The sequence below is a fragment of the Rahnella victoriana genome, from assembly GCF_004330295.1.
Taxonomy (GTDB): Bacteria; Pseudomonadota; Gammaproteobacteria; order Enterobacterales; family Enterobacteriaceae; genus Rahnella; species Rahnella victoriana.
On record NZ_SJOJ01000006.1, the window covers coordinates 168,817 to 187,866 of the forward strand.

Annotated in this window: 18 protein-coding genes; 10 read left to right on the forward strand and 8 right to left on the reverse strand. The window is 54.7% G+C overall.

Annotated features, from left to right (window positions below):
• Positions 1 to 258 precede the first annotated feature (258 nt).
• The 9 genes from EYY67_RS07335 to EYY67_RS07375 are packed head-to-tail and all read left to right on the forward strand — an operon-like array spanning position 259 to position 8,266.
• Positions 259 to 1,623, forward strand: a complete 1,365-nt coding sequence (locus EYY67_RS07335) for a 2-hydroxycarboxylate transporter family protein (RefSeq protein ID WP_095922448.1) — start codon at positions 259 to 261, stop codon at positions 1,621 to 1,623.
• A 38-nt stretch (positions 1,624 to 1,661) separates the two neighbouring features.
• Positions 1,662 to 2,549: a fumarylacetoacetate hydrolase family protein gene (locus EYY67_RS07340; RefSeq protein ID WP_131693214.1), complete on the forward strand. Its 888-nt coding sequence runs from the start codon at positions 1,662 to 1,664 to the stop codon at positions 2,547 to 2,549.
• A complete protein-coding gene (citC, locus tag EYY67_RS07345) occupies positions 2,536 to 3,630 on the forward strand; it encodes a [citrate (pro-3S)-lyase] ligase (RefSeq protein WP_131693215.1) in 1,095 nt (364 codons plus the stop codon). The genes EYY67_RS07340 and citC overlap by 14 nt, the downstream gene beginning before the upstream one ends.
• Positions 3,631 to 3,645: 15 nt before the next feature.
• The gene (gene citD / locus EYY67_RS07350) at positions 3,646 to 3,936 is read left to right on the forward strand and encodes a citrate lyase acyl carrier protein (RefSeq protein WP_015696741.1); all 291 of its coding nucleotides are present in this window, start codon (positions 3,646 to 3,648) and stop codon (positions 3,934 to 3,936) included.
• Positions 3,933 to 4,808: a citrate (pro-3S)-lyase subunit beta gene (gene citE, locus EYY67_RS07355; protein ID WP_095922451.1), complete on the forward strand. Its 876-nt coding sequence runs from the start codon at positions 3,933 to 3,935 to the stop codon at positions 4,806 to 4,808. The genes citD and citE overlap by 4 nt, the downstream gene beginning before the upstream one ends.
• Positions 4,809 to 4,838: 30 nt before the next feature.
• Positions 4,839 to 6,365, forward strand: a complete 1,527-nt coding sequence (citF, locus tag EYY67_RS07360) for a citrate lyase subunit alpha (protein ID WP_131693216.1) — start codon at positions 4,839 to 4,841, stop codon at positions 6,363 to 6,365.
• Positions 6,365 to 6,904, forward strand: a complete 540-nt coding sequence (gene citX / locus EYY67_RS07365) for a citrate lyase holo-[acyl-carrier protein] synthase (protein WP_131693217.1) — start codon at positions 6,365 to 6,367, stop codon at positions 6,902 to 6,904. Before citF ends, citX begins: the two co-directional genes overlap by 1 nt.
• Positions 6,882 to 7,721, forward strand: coding sequence for a triphosphoribosyl-dephospho-CoA synthase CitG (gene citG, locus EYY67_RS07370; RefSeq protein WP_131693218.1), 840 nt, complete (start codon positions 6,882 to 6,884; stop codon positions 7,719 to 7,721). The genes citX and citG overlap by 23 nt, the downstream gene beginning before the upstream one ends.
• Complete coding sequence (locus EYY67_RS07375) at positions 7,718 to 8,266, forward strand: RBBP9/YdeN family alpha/beta hydrolase (protein ID WP_131693219.1); 549 nt, start codon at positions 7,718 to 7,720, stop codon at positions 8,264 to 8,266. Before citG ends, EYY67_RS07375 begins: the two co-directional genes overlap by 4 nt.
• Positions 8,267 to 8,292: 26 nt before the next feature.
• On the opposite strand, the gene EYY67_RS07380 is transcribed toward EYY67_RS07375, so the two are convergent.
• Positions 8,293 to 8,727, reverse strand: a complete 435-nt coding sequence (locus tag EYY67_RS07380; RefSeq protein ID WP_242675588.1) for a DUF805 domain-containing protein — start codon at positions 8,725 to 8,727, stop codon at positions 8,293 to 8,295.
• A gap of 116 nt (positions 8,728 to 8,843) precedes the next feature.
• A complete protein-coding gene (locus tag EYY67_RS07385) occupies positions 8,844 to 9,914 on the reverse strand; it encodes a LacI family DNA-binding transcriptional regulator (RefSeq protein ID WP_095922457.1) in 1,071 nt (356 codons plus the stop codon).
• A gap of 279 nt (positions 9,915 to 10,193) precedes the next feature.
• On the opposite strand from EYY67_RS07385, the gene EYY67_RS07390 reads away from it, so the two are divergent.
• Complete coding sequence (locus tag EYY67_RS07390; RefSeq protein WP_095922458.1) at positions 10,194 to 11,450, forward strand: maltoporin; 1,257 nt, start codon at positions 10,194 to 10,196, stop codon at positions 11,448 to 11,450.
• Between the two features lie 252 nt (positions 11,451 to 11,702).
• Here EYY67_RS07390 and EYY67_RS07395 read toward each other — a convergent pair whose 3' ends face one another.
• From EYY67_RS07395 to EYY67_RS07420, 6 genes are all read right to left on the reverse strand, one after another.
• Entirely contained in the window at positions 11,703 to 12,020 is a 318-nt protein-coding gene (locus EYY67_RS07395; RefSeq protein ID WP_131693221.1) for a PTS sugar transporter subunit IIB, read from the reverse strand.
• A 79-nt stretch (positions 12,021 to 12,099) separates the two neighbouring features.
• Positions 12,100 to 14,169 carry a beta-galactosidase gene (locus EYY67_RS07400; protein ID WP_131693222.1) on the reverse strand — a complete coding sequence of 690 codons (2,070 nt, stop codon included), beginning with the start codon at positions 14,167 to 14,169 and terminating at the stop codon, positions 12,100 to 12,102.
• A gap of 64 nt (positions 14,170 to 14,233) precedes the next feature.
• Complete coding sequence (locus EYY67_RS07405) at positions 14,234 to 15,385, reverse strand: glycoside hydrolase family 53 protein (protein WP_242675590.1); 1,152 nt, start codon at positions 15,383 to 15,385, stop codon at positions 14,234 to 14,236.
• 64 nt (positions 15,386 to 15,449) lie between these two features.
• The gene (locus EYY67_RS07410; protein WP_095922462.1) at positions 15,450 to 16,301 is read right to left on the reverse strand and encodes a sugar ABC transporter permease; all 852 of its coding nucleotides are present in this window, start codon (positions 16,299 to 16,301) and stop codon (positions 15,450 to 15,452) included.
• Positions 16,302 to 16,315: 14 nt separating this feature from the next.
• Positions 16,316 to 17,617 (reverse strand): carbohydrate ABC transporter permease, encoded by a 1,302-nt coding sequence (locus EYY67_RS07415; protein ID WP_095922463.1) that lies wholly within the window; start codon positions 17,615 to 17,617, stop codon positions 16,316 to 16,318.
• 76 nt (positions 17,618 to 17,693) lie between these two features.
• On the reverse strand, positions 17,694 to 18,920 hold the full coding sequence (locus tag EYY67_RS07420) for an extracellular solute-binding protein (RefSeq protein ID WP_131693224.1): 1,227 nt from the start codon (positions 18,918 to 18,920) through the stop codon (positions 17,694 to 17,696).
• Between the last annotated feature and the right edge of the window lie 130 nt (positions 18,921 to 19,050).

A 19,050-nucleotide genomic window follows, 5' to 3' on the forward strand; every position in this document is an offset into this window, starting at 1 on the left:
CGCAGGCACAGCAAGCCATTGCGCGGACACAACAAAATCCACAACAGCTTTTTCACCATAAATTAACAGTAATATTATAATTACAAATAACACCATAAAAACCACGATAAAATAATTTCACTCCGACATCTAAAATCAATTAAAACCATTAAAACCTTTCACTCCTTTAAAATACCATTTCTAATTTGCGGCACCTCACATAATAGTGGCAATTATCTCTCTTACACTCCCTGCACAAATTGACACAGGGGATTCATCATGAGTACAACCGACGACACCTATTCTGTTCCCGCGGCCTCTTCCTCCGCAAAACAGCTCTCATTAAAAGAAAAATGGTGGCACATTCTCGATACCTGGAAAATTGGCATTATTCCGTTACCGCTGTTTGCCATGGCGGGATTGCTGATTGCCATTGACTGTCTCGACGGCAAACTGCCCAGCGATATCGTGGTGATGGTCGCCACGCTGGCGTTCTTCGGCTTCGCCTGCGGCGAGTTCGGCAAGCGTCTGCCGTTCATCGGCAAAATGGGGGCGGCGGCGATTTGCGCCACTTTCATTCCTTCCGCGCTGGTCTATTACGGCCTGCTGCCCGATGTAGTGGTCGAGTCCACAACCAAGTTCTATAAAAGCACCAACATTCTGTATCTGTACATCTGCTGCATTATCGTCGGCAGCATCATGAGTATGGATCGCAAGGTGCTGATTCAGGGCTTCATGCGCATCTTCTTCCCGATGCTGTGCGGTGAAGTGATCGGCATGTTAACCGGGATGGGCGTGGGTCTGGCGCTGGGCATGGAACCCTTCCAGATTTTCTTCTTCCTGATCCTGCCTATCATGGCGGGCGGCGTAGGCGAAGGGGCCATTCCGTTGTCCATCGGCTATGCGACATTACTGCATATGGATCAGGGCGTGGCACTGGGTCGCATTCTGCCTATTGTGATGCTGGGCGGTCTGACGGCTATCGTGATCTCAGGCTCACTGAATCAACTCGGTAAACGCTATCCGCACCTGACCGGTGAAGGCCAGCTGATGCCGTCCTCCAAAAACGCCACCGCAGACAGCAGCAAGCTGAGCGGTACCGGCGGTAAAACCGATGTCACCACCATCGCTGCCGGTGCGCTGCTGGCCGTGCTGCTGTACATGGTCGGCATGCTGTTGCACAAACTGATTGGCCTGCCTGCACCGGTCGGCATGTTGTTCGCGGCTGTCGCCCTGAAACTGGCGCATGGCGTTTCTCCGCGCCTGCTCGAAGGTTCTCAGGTGGTTTACAAATTCTTCCAGACCTCAGTGACCTACCCGATCCTGTTCGCCGTCGGTGTGGCTATCACCCCGTGGAATGAACTGGTTGCCGCGTTCACCCTTTCTAATCTGCTGGTCATCGTCAGCACCGTCGGCGCACTGGTGGCCACCGGCTTCTTCGTCGGTAAGAAAATCGGCATGCACCCGATTGATGTCGCCATCGTCTCCTGCTGCCAGAGCGGTCAGGGCGGAACCGGTGACGTGGCGATTCTGACGGCGGGCAACCGTATGTCGCTGATGCCGTTTGCCCAGATCGCCACCCGTATCGGCGGTGCGATCAACGTCTCGGTTGCACTGCTGGTTCTCGGCAACTTCCTTGTCTGACGCCGTGTTCAACCCTTTTTAAAATTCAGGACATTTTTATGAAACTGGCAAGTTATCTCTATAAGGGGCGCAAGTCCTACGGTATCGCAACGGAGCACGGCATGATCGACCTGGGTCGTCATCTCGGACAGCTTTACCCGGACCTGAAAGCCCTGCTGGCGGGGAACGGGCTGGCACATGCTCAGGAACTGGCTACCCTGCCCGTCGATCTCGATTTCAGTGATCTGACGTTTCTGCCGGTAATTCAGAATCCGGAAAAAATCCTCTGCGTCGGCATGAACTATGCCGAAAAACGCAAAGAGTTTGACCAGCATAATCCGGCACCGACCTTGTTCGTGCGCTTTGCCGACTCGCAAACCGGCCACGGTTCTCCCGTCATCAAACCGAGCCGGTCTGTGGAGTTTGATTACGAGGGGGAACTGGCGGTGATCATCGGTTCGGCCGGGGAAAATATCTCACGCGAAGATGCCCTGTCGCATGTCGCCGGATACAGCTGCTACATGGACGGTTCCGCCCGTGACTGGCAGCACACCTGGTTTACCGCCGGTAAAAACTGGCGTCAGACCGGCGCATTCGGGCCGTGGATGACCACCGCCGATGAAATCCCGGACCCGCACTCGCTGGCGATCCGTACGTGGCTTAACGGCAACATGGTGCAGGAAGACAACACCCGCAGCATGATCCACAAAGTCGCTGAACTGATTGAATACATCAGCACCTTTACCACGCTGCATGCCGGTGACGTGATCATCACCGGATCTCCGGGCGGCGTGGGGAAAAAACGCGTGCCACCGCTGTTTATGAAGCCCGGTGACCGCATCGAAGTGGAAATCGAAAAGATCGGCCATCTGAGCAATGTGATTGTCGCCGCAGACATGAAGATTGCCACAGACCGTCAGCTGAGCCCGGCTTATGTTCAGTCGTAATACGCCCGACTTTCACGTCGTTTCTGTCAGCCAGCCGCCGCAAGGCATGCTGGAGGAAATCCGCGCCCTGCTGCAACAAAGTCAGCTGGGCATGGATGACGACATTGAGCAGTTTGTGGTGGCCTGTTCAGGCCACAAGCTGGTCGGATGCGCCGGACTGGTGAGCAACACCATCAAATGTGTGGCTGTTGCCGCCGACTGGCGCGGTGAAAATCTCAGCGCCAGACTGCTCGGTGAAGTGGAAAATCTGGCGGTCTCCGGCGGACATTTCCATCTGTTTCTCTACACCCGCCCCGCCAATCTTGAGCGTTTTCGCGGCTGCGGGTTTTATCCGCTGGTGCAGTGGGATCAGGTGGCGGTGCTGATGGAAAACACGCCGGTAGGCATCAGCCATTATTGCCGTGGGTTGCAACGCCATTATCACCGCGGCCAGCGTATCGGCGCGGTAGTGATGAATGCCAATCCGTTTACGCTTGGTCACCGTTATCTGGCTGAACAGGCGGCGGCGACCTGCGACTGGCTGCATGTGTTTGTGGTCAGTGAAGACGTGTCGTATTTCCCGTTTCAGGAACGGCTGGAGATGGTGCGTCAGGGGGTGGCAGACCTGCCCAATGTGACGGTGCATGCCGGTTCGGAATATCTGATTTCCCGCGCGACTTTCCCCGGTTATTTCCTCAAGGACGCCGGACTGGTCAATCAGGCCTGGAGCGTGATGGATCTGCTGATTTTCCGTCAGTACATCGCCCCGGCCTTGGGGATTACCCATCGTTTTGTCGGCAGTGAGCCTTTCTGCCCGGTCACGCATCAGTACAACTGCGATATGCATGACTGGCTGGAAACCCCTTCCCGCTCGGTGTCGCCGCCCCTGAGTGTGACCGAGTTACCGCGAAAACGTCACGCCAGCGGCAGGGCCATTTCCGCCTCTGAGGTGCGTGCCTTGCTCAAAACACAGCAACTGGCACGGATCCGCGACATCGTTCCGCCCGGCACCTATGCACATCTCGAACAACATTATTTCGCCAGTGCGCCCGCTGAAACCGCACTCGGTGACGAACGTATTATTTCACCCTCACTTTGTTAACAGCAGGAAAAACCAATGAAAATTGTGAAGGAGGCGCTGGCAGGCACGGTTGAATCCAGCGATTTGCTGGTCAAAATCGCCCCGGCCAGTGAGCTGAATGTGGTGATCAACAGTGAAGTCATCAAACAGTTTGGTGATCAGATCCGAAGCGTGGTCAGCGAGACACTCGCCGCCCTCGGCGTGACCGAAGGCTTACTGATTATCGAAGATAAAGGCGCGCTCGATTGTGTGATCCGCGCCAGGGTACAAAGTGCGGTGCTGCGCGCGGCACAGGCTGAAGAGATTAACTGGGAGACGTTACGATGAAAAAACTGCGCCGCAGCATGCTGTTCCTGCCGGGAGCCAGCGCCGCCATGTTGTCCACTGCGTTTATTTATCGTCCGGACTCCATCATGTTCGATCTGGAAGATGCCGTTTCGCTGCGTGAAAAAGACACCGCGCGCATTCTGGTTTTCCATGCCCTTCAGCATCCGATGTATCGCGATATCGAAACCGTTGTCCGCATCAACCAGCTAAGTACTCCCTTTGGCCTTAAAGATCTGGAGGCTGTGGTACGTGCCGGGGTGGATGTGGTGCGCTTACCCAAAACCGATACGCCGGACGATATTTTTGAACTGGAAGCACATATCGAACGCATCGAGAAAGACTGCGGTCGTGAACCCGGTTCGACCAAAATCATGGCGGCGATCGAATCGGCCATTGGCGTGATTAACGCCGTGGCGATCGCCCGCTGTTCACCGCGTCTGATCGGCATCGCGCTGGCGGCTTTCGACTACGTGATGGACATGCAAACTGAGCGCGGCGACGGCACCGAGCTGTTTTATGCCCGCTGTGCCGTGCTGCATGCCGCCCGCGCTGCCGGTATCGATGCCTTCGACGTGGTTTATTCCGACATCAACGACGAGGCCGGTTTCCTGCGGGAAGTCGAGCTGATCCGCAAAATGGGCTTCAACGGCAAATCCCTGATCAACCCGCGCCAGATTGAGCTGCTGCATAACGCTTATGCGCCATCACAGGAAGAGGTGGATTACGCGCACCGCGTGATTGCTGCCGCTGAAGAAGGTGAGCGTAACGGTCTGGGCGTGATTTCGCTGAACGGCAAGATGATCGATGGCCCGATCATCAATCATGCACAGGTGGTACTTGAACGCGCCAGCGCGTCAGGCGTGCGCCGCTAGCCCTCAATTTTGCACAGGAAGATCTTTATCATGAGTCATTTAACTGAAACTTTGCACAGCCATTATCCGCAACTCCGGCACCTTGTGCCGTTTGACGGCGCGCACCGCACGACGCCTTATCTTTCCGATCCGGATGCCCGTCTGCACCGTAAATTGTGCGATTCGCTGGAACAGGCGATTGCCCGCAGCGGCCTGAAAGATGGCATGACCATTTCCTTCCATCACGCTTTTCGCGAAGGCGATCAGGTGATCAATCACGTCGTGGCGACGCTGGCGAACCTTGGCTTTAAAAATCTCACGCTGGCGTCCAGCTCGCTGATGACCTGCAACGAGGCGCTGATCGAACATATCCGCCATGGCGTCATCACCCGTATTTATACCTCCGGCATGCGCGGCAAACTGGCCGATGCCATCTCGCACGGGCTGATGGAAGAACCGGTACAAATTCACTCCCACGGCGGACGGGTGAAGTTGCTGCAGGACGGCGAACTGAACATTGATGTCGCGTTTCTCGGCGTGCCGTGCAGCGATGAATTCGGCAACGCCAACGGCACGCACGGTAAATCCTGTTGTGGTTCGCTGGGTTACGCGATGGTTGATGCACAGTTTGCCAACACCGTGGTGCTGCTGACGGAAGAACTGGTGCCCTTCCCTAACATGCCCGCCAGTCTGGTGCAGGATCAGGTGGATTACATCGTAAAAGTCGATCAGGTCGGCGATCCGGCAAAAATCAGCGTCGGCGCGGCGCGTGTCACCAGTAATCCGCGCGAGCTGATGATTGCCCGCACGGCAGCGGAAGTCATCGAATATTCAGGCTATTTCAAACCGGGCTTTTCGATGCAGACCGGTTCCGGCGCGGCGGCGACGGCCTGTACCCGTTTCATGGAAGAAAAAATGGAACGCAACCAGATCACCGCCCGTTTTGCCCTCGGCGGCATCACCGGCAGTCTGGTGGATTTGCATGAAAAAGGTCTGATCGACACCCTGCTGGATACGCAATGTTTCGACGGGCAAGCGGCGGCCTCGCTCAGCCGTAACCCGCGGCACATCGAGATTTCCACCAATGTGTACGCCAATCCGGGCGCGAAAGCGGCGAGTTGTGATCAGCTGGATATCGTTATCCTGAGCGCACTGGAAATCGACACCGGTTTTAACGTCAACGTGATCACCGGCTCCGACGGCGTAATGCGTGGTGCCTCCGGCGGACATTGCGACGTTGCCAGCGCCGCCAACCTGACCATCGTGGTCGCGCCGTTACTGCGCAGCCGGATCCCGACGGTGGTGCGTCGTGTCACAACCCGCGTGACGCCGGGGGAAAGCATCGACGTGCTGGTGACCGACCACGGCATCGCCGTGAATCCGGCACGTCCGGAAATCCGTCAGCGGCTGGAAGAGGCGGGGATGAAAATCATGGACATTGAAACCCTGTACCAGCGGGCAATTTCCCTGACCGGCGAGCCAAAACCGATTGAATTCACCGACCGTATCGTGGGGGTGATCCGCTATCGCGACGGCAGCGTGATCGACGTGGTTCATCAGGTAAAAGAGGACGCATAATGACCATCATGACGCCTGCTCAGGCAGGCGTCAGCCTGGAGGATTTGCTGGCAGCAAAGGAACTGCGTGCACAGCGGCAAACCGACTGGCTGACACAATTCTCACAGCCGCTGATCTCCCTCACGCTGGTCACGCCGGGGCCGGTGAAAGATTCCGTGAGCTACCGTCAGGTAATGCGTGAGGCGCTGCAACGCGCCGACGTGATGTTACTGCAACACGGCTGGCCGGTACTGAAACATCAGGTTTTCTGGCTGCCTTCGGGAGCGGAAGCGTTCTGGTGTGTGGCACATCCGGCAGCGGAAGTGAAAGCAGCGACCGTCGCGCTGGAGCAATCTCATGCGCTCGGGCGTTTATGGGATTTCGATGTGATTTGTCCGCAGGCAGGCGTGACAGGTCGACGCTCACTAGACCTTGCCAGCCGTCGCTGTCTGGTCTGCGACGGCCCTGCCCATGCCTGCGCCCGTTCGCGTCAGCACCCGCTGGAACAGGTGATCTCAAAAGTGGAGGCGCTGATCGATGGCTGGCACCGCGCTCACTGAATCACTTTCCCCCCCGTCCGTCGCCACGCTGGCGGCAGACGCCCTGCGCAGTGAAGTCTGGCTGACACCCAAACCGGGACTGGTGGACAGTGCCAATAACGGTTCGCACGATGACATGGATTTGCCGCTGTTTCTGCGCAGCATCGACTCCATAGCGCCGTGGTTGCATCAGTTTCAGGCGCAGGGACAGCAGGATTTTTTACAGCCTGCACCGGCGATGCTGATGCGTATCCGCCCCGCCGGTCTGGCCTGTGAACAGGCGATGTTCGGCGCAACACAGGGGATTAATGCCCACAAAGGCGGTATTTTCTCTCTGGGGTTGTTGTGTACGGCGGCAGGCAGGCTCAGCGCAGGCCACCGTCCGCTGACCCGTCAGGGTTTATGCGCAGAAGTGGCCGCCATGACACAAGGTCTGGTCGAACGGGAATTACAACATTGCCGTCAGCCCGCCACAGCCGGTGAACGCCTGTTTCAGGCTCACGGCATGACCGGCGCACGCGGCGAAGTGGAGAGCGGTTTCCTTACCCTGCGCCGTCACGTATTTCCGCACTGGTACAGCGAAACCCATCCTGAACGCCGCAGCCTGAACGCCCTTCTGCGCCTGATGGCATATAACCCGGATACCAATCTGGTGGCGCGCGGCGGGCTGAGCGGATTACATTTCGTGCAGGATTATGCACGCCGGTTACTGACATCGGGCTGGCAGAAAGAGGATTTACAGGAGATGGATCAGGCGCTGATTGCCCGACATCTCAGCCCCGGCGGCAGTGCTGATTTACTGGCGGTGGCGACGGTATTAATGGCTTTCCCGCAATGAGCACCGCGTCTGACATCACCCTGATGCTGGTTCCCGGACTGCGCGACAGCGAAGCCGGGCACTGGCAAAGCCGCTGGCATGAGCAACGCCCTCACTGGCTGCGCATCCGCCAGCGCGACTGGTCACAGGGCGATCTTGAAGGCTGGGTAGCCGCTATTGACCGCGAACGAAAACTCACCCCCGCCCCGCTGTTGCTGATCGGCCACAGTTTTGGCGCGCTCGCCAGTCTGGTGTGGGCGAACCGCCACCCGCAACATTGCGCCGGGGTGATGCTGGTCGCGCCTGCGGAACCGCTGCGTTTCGGGCTGGAGGACGACATTTTGCCTGTGCCGCTTGCCGTGCCGGGGCTGCTGGTGGCAAGTCACACCGATCCGTTGCTGTCTTTCGGCCGGGCAAGGTTTTGGGCACAGGCATGGGGCTGCGAGCTGGCCGATATCGGCGAAGCCGGACACATCAATGTCGAGTCGGGGTTTGGCGAATGGCCGTGGGGGCTGGCAAAACTGGAGCAGTTTGCCGCCGGACTGACGGCAAACGTGTCGACATAACGACAGGAAACGCACTCAGTATGGCGTTACTCAACAATACGGGATTGCATTGCCTGCGGAGGCTGAGACTTCTGGCAGCAGAGAAAAATCATCATCAGCAGCGGGATCCACCCCAGTACAATGCCCAGCGTGATTTTCATCCAGACATACGTTTCCGGTGAAGCGTATTCCATCAGAATCGAATTCAGCAGGCGCGAAACCACGCCTGCCAGATAGACACAGCCAAACCACCAGCCGGAACGGTTGATGTCATGCATGCGCCGGACACCCACCGCCAGCAGCGGCAATGCCGTCGCCAGGGCAAACAGGGTGTAAGCCACGCCAGCGTAAAAGATGCTGTGAGGATCCCCCGCCAGCGCGAACAGGAAGGACACGCCCATGGTCAGCAAAATAATGATCAGCAAGTTGCCCAGTGCAAATGTCCAGAACTCCTTGCGCGTCGCCCGACCATTAAAATCCACATACCTTTTCCAGCCCTGCAAATAACACTGCCATACCGTCATCTCATCACGTCCTTTTACCGGTTAATCAGTTTTATAACGTTAATTTTCAATTCGTAATCAAACAGAGCGTTTTCTTAATGCCCCCGCAACTGCTTCGCCAGAATATCAAGCTGGTCGGCAATCTGATTCAGATCTTTATCCTGTTGCCCCGGCGCGCGCGTCGAGTTACGCACCACCAGTTGCGCCGGCAGAATTTTCGACGATGTCGCCTCAGGGCTTTCGGCCAGGAGATGTTCAACCGCCTCTTTGCTCTGCAAATCGAGATCCAGCGAGACGGTGGTCAGCGCCGGATGGAAGAAGGCACTGTCGTAGGTGTCATCGTAACCAATGATCGACACCTGCTGCGGGATGGCGACGTTATGCTGATGCAGCGCACTGATCACGCCCAGCGCCATCTGGTCATTCCCCACCAGCATGGCGGTGAATTGCGGCGTCTCCCGCAAAATCTGCAACGCGCTGTAATACCCGCTTTTTGCACTCCAGTCACCGTGGATCACCGTCACCGGACGGATGTCTTTCTCCGCCAGTGTTTCCTGCCAGCTTTTCAGACGCAGACGGGATGACACGGAATCCTCCGGCCCCGCCAGCAAGGCGAATTCGCGATGCCCTAAATCATGCAGATATTCCACGCTGGCGCGTGATCCATCGGCCGGATTGAAGCACACGTTGAACACCGGGCTGGTGGGATCGACATCGAGGAACAGACACAAAATGTCGCGGTTATTTTCGTAAATCCGCTCTGCCTCTGCGCTTTCCAGCGGAATGTTGATGATCACCCGTTCCACACGCTGCGATTTCAGCTCGTTGATGGAGTCCTGAATGCTCTGATTCACGTCTTCATCAATCATGGAGATCAGCACCTGATATCCAGCCTGATGGGCGTATTTCTTCACGGAAGCGGCAATTTGCGACGGCGCATGTAACGCCAGCGAGGTGGTCACCAGTCCGAGGGTGAAGCTTTGTTTTCCAACCAGTTGTTGCGCCAGCCGGTTCGGCACATAACGCAATACTTCTATCGCCTGCTCGACCTTGCGGCGGGTGGCGTCTGAGACATTGGCCGACTTATTCAATACCCGCGAAACCGTCTGATAAGAGACACCGGCATAGCGGGCAACATCTTCTAATGTCGAACTTTTTGATTTCATTCTTTCCCCAGTCTGCGGCCCGTGATTTTGCTTCGTTTCATGATAATCGAGCCAACGTACGGGATCTCATTTAAAAGTTCAATCTGGAGAGCCGGTCATTGCATAAGTTATACGTTAACATTGCATATAATCGTGATTTGCATCACCACCGCATTAACAAAAACGTCATAATTACCAGACATATCTCACAATTCCGAATGTGTAAAATTGATCATTATTGTTTCTGGGTATCTTATAGATTCCGTAAATGTGAACGTCATACAATCATAAGGAAAAAGAATGAAACACAACTTACGCACTCTGGCTGTGGCGGTTTCACTCGCCATTACGGCAGGCCCGGCAGTGGCAAACGATATTGATTTTCATGGGTATCTGCGTTCCGGGCTTGGCGTTTCCGGCAGCGGCAGTCTGGAGCAATTCCAGAAAAACAAAGTCGGTCGTCTGGGCAACGAAGATGACACCTACGGTGAAATCGAACTGGGCAGCGAAGTCTATAAGAAAGACGATGTGAGTTTTTATGTCGACTCGATGGTCAGCATGGTATCCGACGGTTCCAATGATGATGAAAATACCGTCAACGACGATGCCCAGTTCGGTCTGCGTCAGCTGAATCTGCAAATTAAAGGGCTGGTGCCGTGGGATAAAGATGCGGTGATCTGGGGCGGTAAACGTTATTACCAGCGCCACGATTTACACATCATTGATACCAAATACTGGAACATTTCCGGTGCCGGTGCCGGTGTTGAAAACCTGAAACTGGGCGATGGCGCGCTGTCCGTGGCCTGGATCCGTGGCGATGCCAATGACGTGGATTACCGCGTGGAGGGCGATAACGACGTCAACATCAACTACATCGACGTACGTTATGCCGGGATCAAACCGTGGAACGGTGCATGGATGGAAGTCGGTGCCGACTACGCCATGCCAAACCTGACGCACGATCAGAAAGACTACGGCGGTCTGTACGATGCGGATAACGGCGTGATGCTGACCGGCGAAATCAGTCAGGATATGTGGGGCGGTTACAACAAACTGGTGTTGCAGTACGCCAACAAGGGTCTGGCGCAGAACATGATTTCGCAGGGCGGCGGCTGGTACGATATGTGGAACTACACCAATGACGCCACCGGTTATCGCGGTATCATCACCGGCCTGATCCCGATCACCAGCAAGTTCAGCCTGAACCACGTGCTGACTTACGGTCACGCGGAAAACATCACCGATTATACCGATACCACGGAGCTGGTTTCTCTGGTGGGCCGTGCGCAATACCAGTGGACGGATTATGTCCGCACCATCGGTGAAGTCGGTACGTTCTATCAGAAAGACGATTACAAGAACGGTTCCAACTATAAGCAAGGCGGTCAGAAATATACACTGGCGATGGGTCTGGCAGCCGGTCCTGAGTTTATGTCACGCCCTGAACTGCGCGTGTTCGCTTCATATCTGAATGATTCAGAGCATGGCGATACCTTTGAAGATCACACTAAATCTGATACGTGGAACTTTGGGGTTCAGGTCGAAGCCTGGTGGTAAATTTCCTTCATTCTTGAAGCTGTTGCTGCGTTGGCTGCAACTCCAATGACTTTGAAAAAAACAGGTTTTAGTTATTAGAGAAATATCCTCATTGTAATAAAGCGACAGACAAAAACTTAATTTCTCTTGTAGGGGATCGTTACGTTTTTTCTCCGCACAGCAGCATCATTATTATCCGCAACAAAAAGAAGAAACAATAAAGGCAGCCTTGTGTCGGGCTGCCTTTATTTTTGCGTTATTTAAAGAAAGGAGTTAATTGCTTTTTAATCCAAATTTCTCAGTCATTAATTTCTTCAGGCTGTCGGATTGTTTACCGAATATCGCATGCACTTCCTGGCCAATAATCACCACGCCAATTGCACCGGTCTGCTGGATAGCGCCGGAGTTCACCCGTTTGAGTTCTTTTACAGTCACCCGCAAACGGGTAATGCAGGCATCAACGTTAATAATATTCTCGCGCCCGCCGAGGGCATCAATTAATAACGCTACGTCAGTCGATGGCGGTGCGTCATTTTCAGGAGTTTTATTCTTCGCGGAGAATACATGCATAAAGTCTTTAATATTTACCATGATGATTACTCTCTTTCAGGAATGAAAAAAAACGTGCAACCGGGAATTCCTGATTGCACGTCGGTATTAAAATAAAGGTTTAAGCAATAACGGATAACCGGCGCGTCAGGATCTGGCAACCCAGTGCCGGAAGCGTCAGTTTGCGCGGCAATACGCCACCATGCACCATATCGCGATAATCGTCCGGCAGTGTCACGGTCTGGCTGTCTGCGGCATAGTTTTGCAGGAAGATAAATTCACTTTCCCCGTCGGTGCGTCGTGCTGCAGTAACGCCTTCCGGCAGTTCGGTATCTAACGCCTTCGGCAGTTTCATCTCTTTGGCCAGCGCGGTATAAAAATCAGCGTGGAACTGCTGATCATTGCGCGAAGCCAGATAATACGCCTGCCCTTTGCCGAACAGATTCACGGTCACGGCTGGCGTTCCGGCATAGAAATCATCGCCGTAAGTGGCCAGCGCCGCCGCGCCTTCCAGATGGATCACTTCGCACAACTCACTGGCACGGTACGGGCCGTTTAGCCCCAGCGCGTTGCCTTCGACACCGCTGACGCTGTTGTGCTGGTCGTCAGTCAGGCTGTCGATTTCTTCCGACCAGATGCCAAGCACCGGACGCAACGGTCCGGGGAATCCGCTGAGGAAACATAAATCGCTTTCGTTAACGATGCCGCTCCAGTAAGTCGCGACAAACCGGCCACCGGCCTGCACAAACGCGGTGATCCGCTCGCCAACGCCGTCGCGCACCATATACAGCATCGGCGCGATCACCAGGTCATAACCGGTCAGATCACAGTCGGCATTGATCACATCCACCGCGATGCCCTGCGCCCAGAACGCGCGGTAATGTCCGGCGACGGTGTTTTCATATTCCAGCCCCTGATTGCGCGGGCCGAGGGAATCGTCCATCGCCCAGCGGCTTTCCCAGTCAAAGATAATCGCCACTTTGGCGTCGACGCGGCTGCCCGCCACCGGAGCCAGCGCGGATAAAATCCCGCCCAGTTCGGAGACTTCGCGCCCGACACGGGTATCGATATGCCCGACGTGATCCACCACCGCGCCGTGGAATTTCTCCGACGAGCCACGGCTTTTGCGCCACTGGAAGTACTGCACCGAATCCGAACCGTGTGCGACCGCCTGTAAGGAAGAAAGAATGTGCATGCCCGGTTTTTTCAGCTTGCTGACCGGCTGCCAGTTGGTGAAGCTCGGCGTCGATTCCATCAGCACAAACGGCTGGCCCTGTTTCAGGGTGCGCATCAGATCGTGATACATCGCGGTGTACGCCGCCAGACCGATATCATCTTTGCGGGTATGCCACATCGGGTAGCTGTCCCACGAGATGAAATCCAGCACGCTGGCGAGTTTCCAGTAATCGTAATCGTAGAAATATTCCATGAAATTGGTGGTCGCCGGTAACGCCGGATTCTCCGCTTTCAGCGGACGGATTTCTTCGCTGCAAAAACGGGTCACCTGATCGGTGTTAAAACGACGCCAGTCAAGATTGAGGCCATGAACGCCGCTTTCGCCCTGCGGTGACGGCGATTCGATCTGTGCCCAGTCGCTGTACGTGTGGCTCCAGAAGGTGCTCCACCAGGCTTTGTTCAGCGCATCCAGCGTGACATAGCGGGCTTTCAGCCAGTCGCGGAAACGGGTCTGACAGTGATTGCAATGGCACTCGCCGCCGTATTCGTTGGAAATATGCCAGCCGATCACCGCCGGATGATGGGCATACCGTTTCGCCAGCGCGCTGTTCATCAGCTGCACTTTTTCAGCATACACCGGCGAACTCATGCAGTGGTTGTGACGCCCGCCGTGCAGCGCTTTTACGCGGTCGCGGCCTACGCGCAGAACTTCCGGATATTTTTGTGACATCCACGCCGGGCGCGCCCCGCTTGGGGTGGCGAGAAAGACGGAGATACCGTTTTCATGTAAACGGTCCAGCACCTGATCCATCCAGCCAAACGTGAACTGGCCTTCTTCGGGTTCCAGCGCCGACCAGCTGAAAATCCCGACAGACATGACATTACAGCGTGCCTCTTTCATCATTTCGACATCGCGGATCAGGACATCAGGGCTTTCCAGCCACTGTTCCGGGTTGTAATCCGCACCATGTAATAGCCCGGAAATCTTACTGCTCAGAAGAGGAAATTTCGTCATGCTTGGTCCTTAGGAACTTTAAGAAATATCAACTCCCCGGCCAATGAAGCCGGGGAAAAAGGGATTAATTGAACACTTTGATGGAAGGAAGGACCTGACCGTCACAGCCGAATAACGCCTGGTTTTCGCGGGCATTGCCCTCTTTCCAGTGGTCATTGATGTAGGTCATACCGGCGGGCGTCGCCCAGCCTGCGCCGTCAACGGCGATCCAGGTCGGTTCCCAGTAGAACAGGCCTTTGCCGCGATGATCCGGCACCGTCACCAGGCTGTTGATCATGTCGCTGAGGAAATCAGCCTGCCCCTGCACCGTGCCCGGATAGCCGCCGTCTTTGGCTTCTTTTTCCGTAAAGCTGTTTTCAGCCGCGTCGCAGTTTTTGGTGGTATAGCCGTAGGCCACTTCCACCACAATCACGTCTTTGTTGTAGCGTTTGCTGATGTCATCCATGTTGGCCTGTAAGGCGGAAATCGGGCCGTTCCAGTAGGTGTAAAATGACAGGCCGATCACGTCGTAAGGCACGTTGCGCTGGTTGATTTCATCGAACCACCAGCGGAAGGTGTCGTTTTTGGTGCCTTCCGCCAGATGCAGCATGATTTTGATGTCAGACGGATTTTTTTCGTCCGCCCGCACCCCGGAAATCGCGGCATTCAGCAGCCCGGCCAGACGGTCAAACTCGCCGCCGCCCGCGCCCCAGCTTTTGCCTTCCGGCCACAGAATGCCGCCGTTCATTTCATTGCCGACCTGCACCATATCCGGCAGGGTGCCCTGCGCACGTAATTTGGCGATCACCTCGCGGCTGTAATCATGAATGGCCGTTTTCAGCTGCGGATAATCCATTTTTTCCCAGCTTTTCGGCTTGAACTGTTTGCCGGGATCGGTCCAGAAATCGCTGTAATGGAAATCGAGCAGGATTTTAAACCCCTGCGCTTTGGCGCGTTTCGCCAGTTCCAGCGTGGTGGCGAGATCGTTATTGCCGCCGCCGTACGGATGCCCCTGCGCGTCTTTCGGATCCACCCATAAACGCAGGCGCACGTAGTTAAAACCGTTCTGCCGGAGGATCTCCATCGCATCGGTCTGTTTGTGGTGCTGATCAAAGAACTTGCCGCCGTGTTTTTCGACGTCAATCAGCGTCGAGATGTCCGCGCCTTTGATGAAATCCGCCGGAACGTTGGCGACCTTTTTGATCACCACATCCTGCGCCACGGTCGAAAATGACATCGCCAGCACTACACAGGCCATTGCGCTTTTGTTGAAAATCTTCTTAGAAAATAACGTCATGACATTATCCTTTTGTACTGCCAGCGGTCAGGCCGGAGACGAAGTATTTTTGTAAGGCAAGATAGAAAATGGCGACCGGCACGGCGATCAGCACGGCGCCTGCGGCATACATGGTGTAGTTCGCGCCCATCTTCTGCGCCACCAGGTTGTACAGGCCAATCGGCAGGGTGTACTTGTCAGGCGTACGCAAAATGGTGCTGGAGAGGATGAAATCCCCCAGCGGTCCGGTGAAGGAAAACAGCGCGATCACCGCCAGTATCGGTTTCGATAACGGCATGATGATTTCGATGAAAATGCGGAAATTCCCCGCGCCGTCCATACGCGCCGATTCATCCAAATCTTTCGGGATAGCGTCGAGATAGCCTTTCATCAGATAGGTGTTCATCGGGATCATGCCGCCGACGTAAATCAGCACCAGCGCCAGATGGCTGTTAATCAGGCCGAGTAACTGCGCCAGCACAAAGATGGCGATCAGCGCCGAAAACTGCGGGATCATCTGCAATAACAGAAACAGCATCAGCCCGTCTTTACGGCCTTTAAACCGAAAACGTGAAAACGAATAGGCGGTGAAACTGACGCAAATCAGGGTCAGGATCATGGTCAGGAAACTGATTTTCATCGAGTTCCAGTACCAGCCGACGTAATTCACGTCGCCGTTAAACAGGTCTTTGTAATGCTGGAACGAGACGTTCTCCGGAATAATCGACGTACTGAGCAGGCTGTTACCGGCATTCAGAGACGCACCGACCGTCCAGATCAGCGGATAAATAATGATCACCGCCACAATCAGCAACAGGAAATAACTCAGCCCCAGGCGGATAAACCGGTTTCTTTTAATACTGCTGTTCTTACTCATAGCCCTTCCCCCGGTTACGCCATATCATCTTGTTTAAATGAATTGGTTGAACGGAATTGCCACAGCGCAATACCGACCACAAATATCGACAGCAAAATGGTAATGGTCGCGGCAATGGCATATTGCGAAGATGACATGGTGAGTTTATAGATCCACGACACCAGAATATCCGTCCCGCCTGCATTCGAACCCGCCACCGCCGGGCCACCGTTATTAAACAGATAGATAATATTGAAGTTATTAAAGTTGAAGGTGTATTGCGTGATAATGATCGGCGCAATGGAATATAAGACCAGCGGAAGCGTAATGGTTTTTAATTTCTTCCAGGTGCTCGCACCGTCCATCGTCGCGGCTTCATATAAGTCGTTGGGAATGGCCTGCAATACGCCGGTGGTCATCGCAAAGACAAACGGGAAACCCAGCCAGGTCTGCATCATGATCAGCGCCGTTTTGGTCCAGAACGGATCGGTGAGCCAGGCTTTCGGTTCAATGCCTAATGCCGCCAGAATGCCGTTGTTGATGACGCCGAAGGAATCATTGAACATGCCGGCAAACACCAGAATGGTGACGAAGCCCGGCACCGCCCACGGCAGGATCAGCACGGTGCGGATCAGCGCCTTGAAGCGCAGATCTTTCTGATTCACCAGAATCGCCAGCATCACGCCCACGGTACATTGCAGCGTGGTCGCCAGCACCGTCCAGACCACCGTCCATTGCAAGACGTCCAGCAAGGTCGAGCGCCAGATATTGAGCGTGAAGATATTAATAAAGTTTTTGAACCCCACCCAGTCGACGAGTTTCGCCGGTGGCGTGTGATACAAATTGTAATTGGTAAACGCAATCGAGAAACCGAATATAATCGGGAAGACCACCACAAACACCAGCAAAATAAAGCCCGGCGTGATCATTAAATAAGGGAATCCCTCACGCAGCAATAAATGATATTGCTTACGCACGCCGGGTAATTCCACTCCCTGATCGCGACGTTTACCGTTAGCCCACGCATCGCGCAGACTCCAGTAATAAAATCCCACGCCAAATGCGCCGATCAGCACGCTGATAATGCCTTTGGCTAACAGGAATATGGAATTATCACGCGGCACTTCTTCGCCCAGCGTATATAACCCCCATAATCCCTGACGCAGGAAATCATAGAACACGCCGGCGAAACAAATAAGAATGATAAAAAACACGATTCCCTTGGCCCATTGCCGGTTATAGAACTGCCCAAAACCGGGGATCAGCGCCACAGCCAGTGCCACCGGTGCATGGTGACTGGCAGAAAGTGGCGCCGGGTTTTCCTCATGAAGACGCATAGACACAAAGATGTTCCTTTCACTGGTGAGGGCGTGAATTCACGCCCTCTTGTCAGACATACGGGGGTATTGCCGGTTACTCGTTGCTGGCTTTCGCCGCTTCGATCTGCATCTGGATATTTTTCACGGCATCATTGAGTGCCGCGTCAACCGGTTGTTTACCGGTCACACCCAGCTGGATGCCATTGTTGGCCGGACCCCAGACTTCCTGCATTTCCGGTACACCCGGCATGGCCGTGGCACGGGTAGACTGTTCAGCCACCGCATTGGCTTTCTCATCGTTTTTGATCATCGGATCATTCACCAGCACCGTCAGTGCCGGGATTTCCTTGGTCACTTCGTAACGCACTTTGGCGTACTTAGGCTGGTTGATGAAGGTGATGAATTTCTCGGCCAGCGGTTTTTGCTTGCTGTACGTCGAGACCGCATAACCTTTCACGCCAAGGAATGAGCTCATCGGTTTGCCGTTCGGCAACTGCGGCAACGCTTTGACGCCGTAGTTGATGCCCGCCGCTTCATACGGCTGAAATGCCCACGGGCCGGTGATCACCGCGGCCGCTTTCTTCTCCGTAAACAGTGAATCGATGGCGTTCAGGCCGTTATCACCGACAATCCCCGCCGGGAATAATCCGTCGGCATAGAATTTTTTCAGGTAAGTAATGGCTTCGATGCTGCCCGGTTTGTTCAGGCCAATATCTTCAACGTTGATTTCGCCTTTGGCGTCTTTACCGAAGATATAGCCGCCCATGGAAGCCATCGCGCCGTAGGCGTAATAGACTTCGTCAAACTTGGCCAGCAGGCCGTATTTGCCCTTCGCCCTTTCCGCTTTCGAGAAGGTGTAATACTCGTCGAGCGTTGCCGGAGCCTGCGGCAGCAAATCTTTGTTATAAATCAGCACCAGCGTTTCCACTGCTTTCGGCACGCCGTAGGTCTGGCCTTTCAGCTGGAATGCGTTTAATGCCGACGGGGTAAAGCTGCCGAGAAACACCTTGTCGAGGGTCATCGGTGCCAGCAACCCCTGAACCACAGCGGTCCCTAACTGGTCATTGGGGATCACGACGACGTCGGGGCCGATACCTGCCGGACCATCCAGACGTAATTTCTCCGTTTGTTGTGCATAAGGCGTTTCCTGCACCACGACTTTGACGTTGTTCTCTTTTTCAAAATCTTTCACCGCGTCGGCAATACCGGAAGATTTCTTAATATCTTCCCAGATAAGTAACTGACCCTCGGCTGCCCGGACGGCCTGGCTGCTAAGGCTTAACGACATCAGTACCAGGGCAGTAAGGTGTGTAATTTTCATTGTTGCTCCTGAATGTGAAGGTATAACATTTTTGTAGGGTCAAACACGACACCGAATCAACAACCCATGCCAAAAACCCTTTAAAAGCTGATTGCATAGTGATTAATGTCGTCCTGAAAACTATGTTATA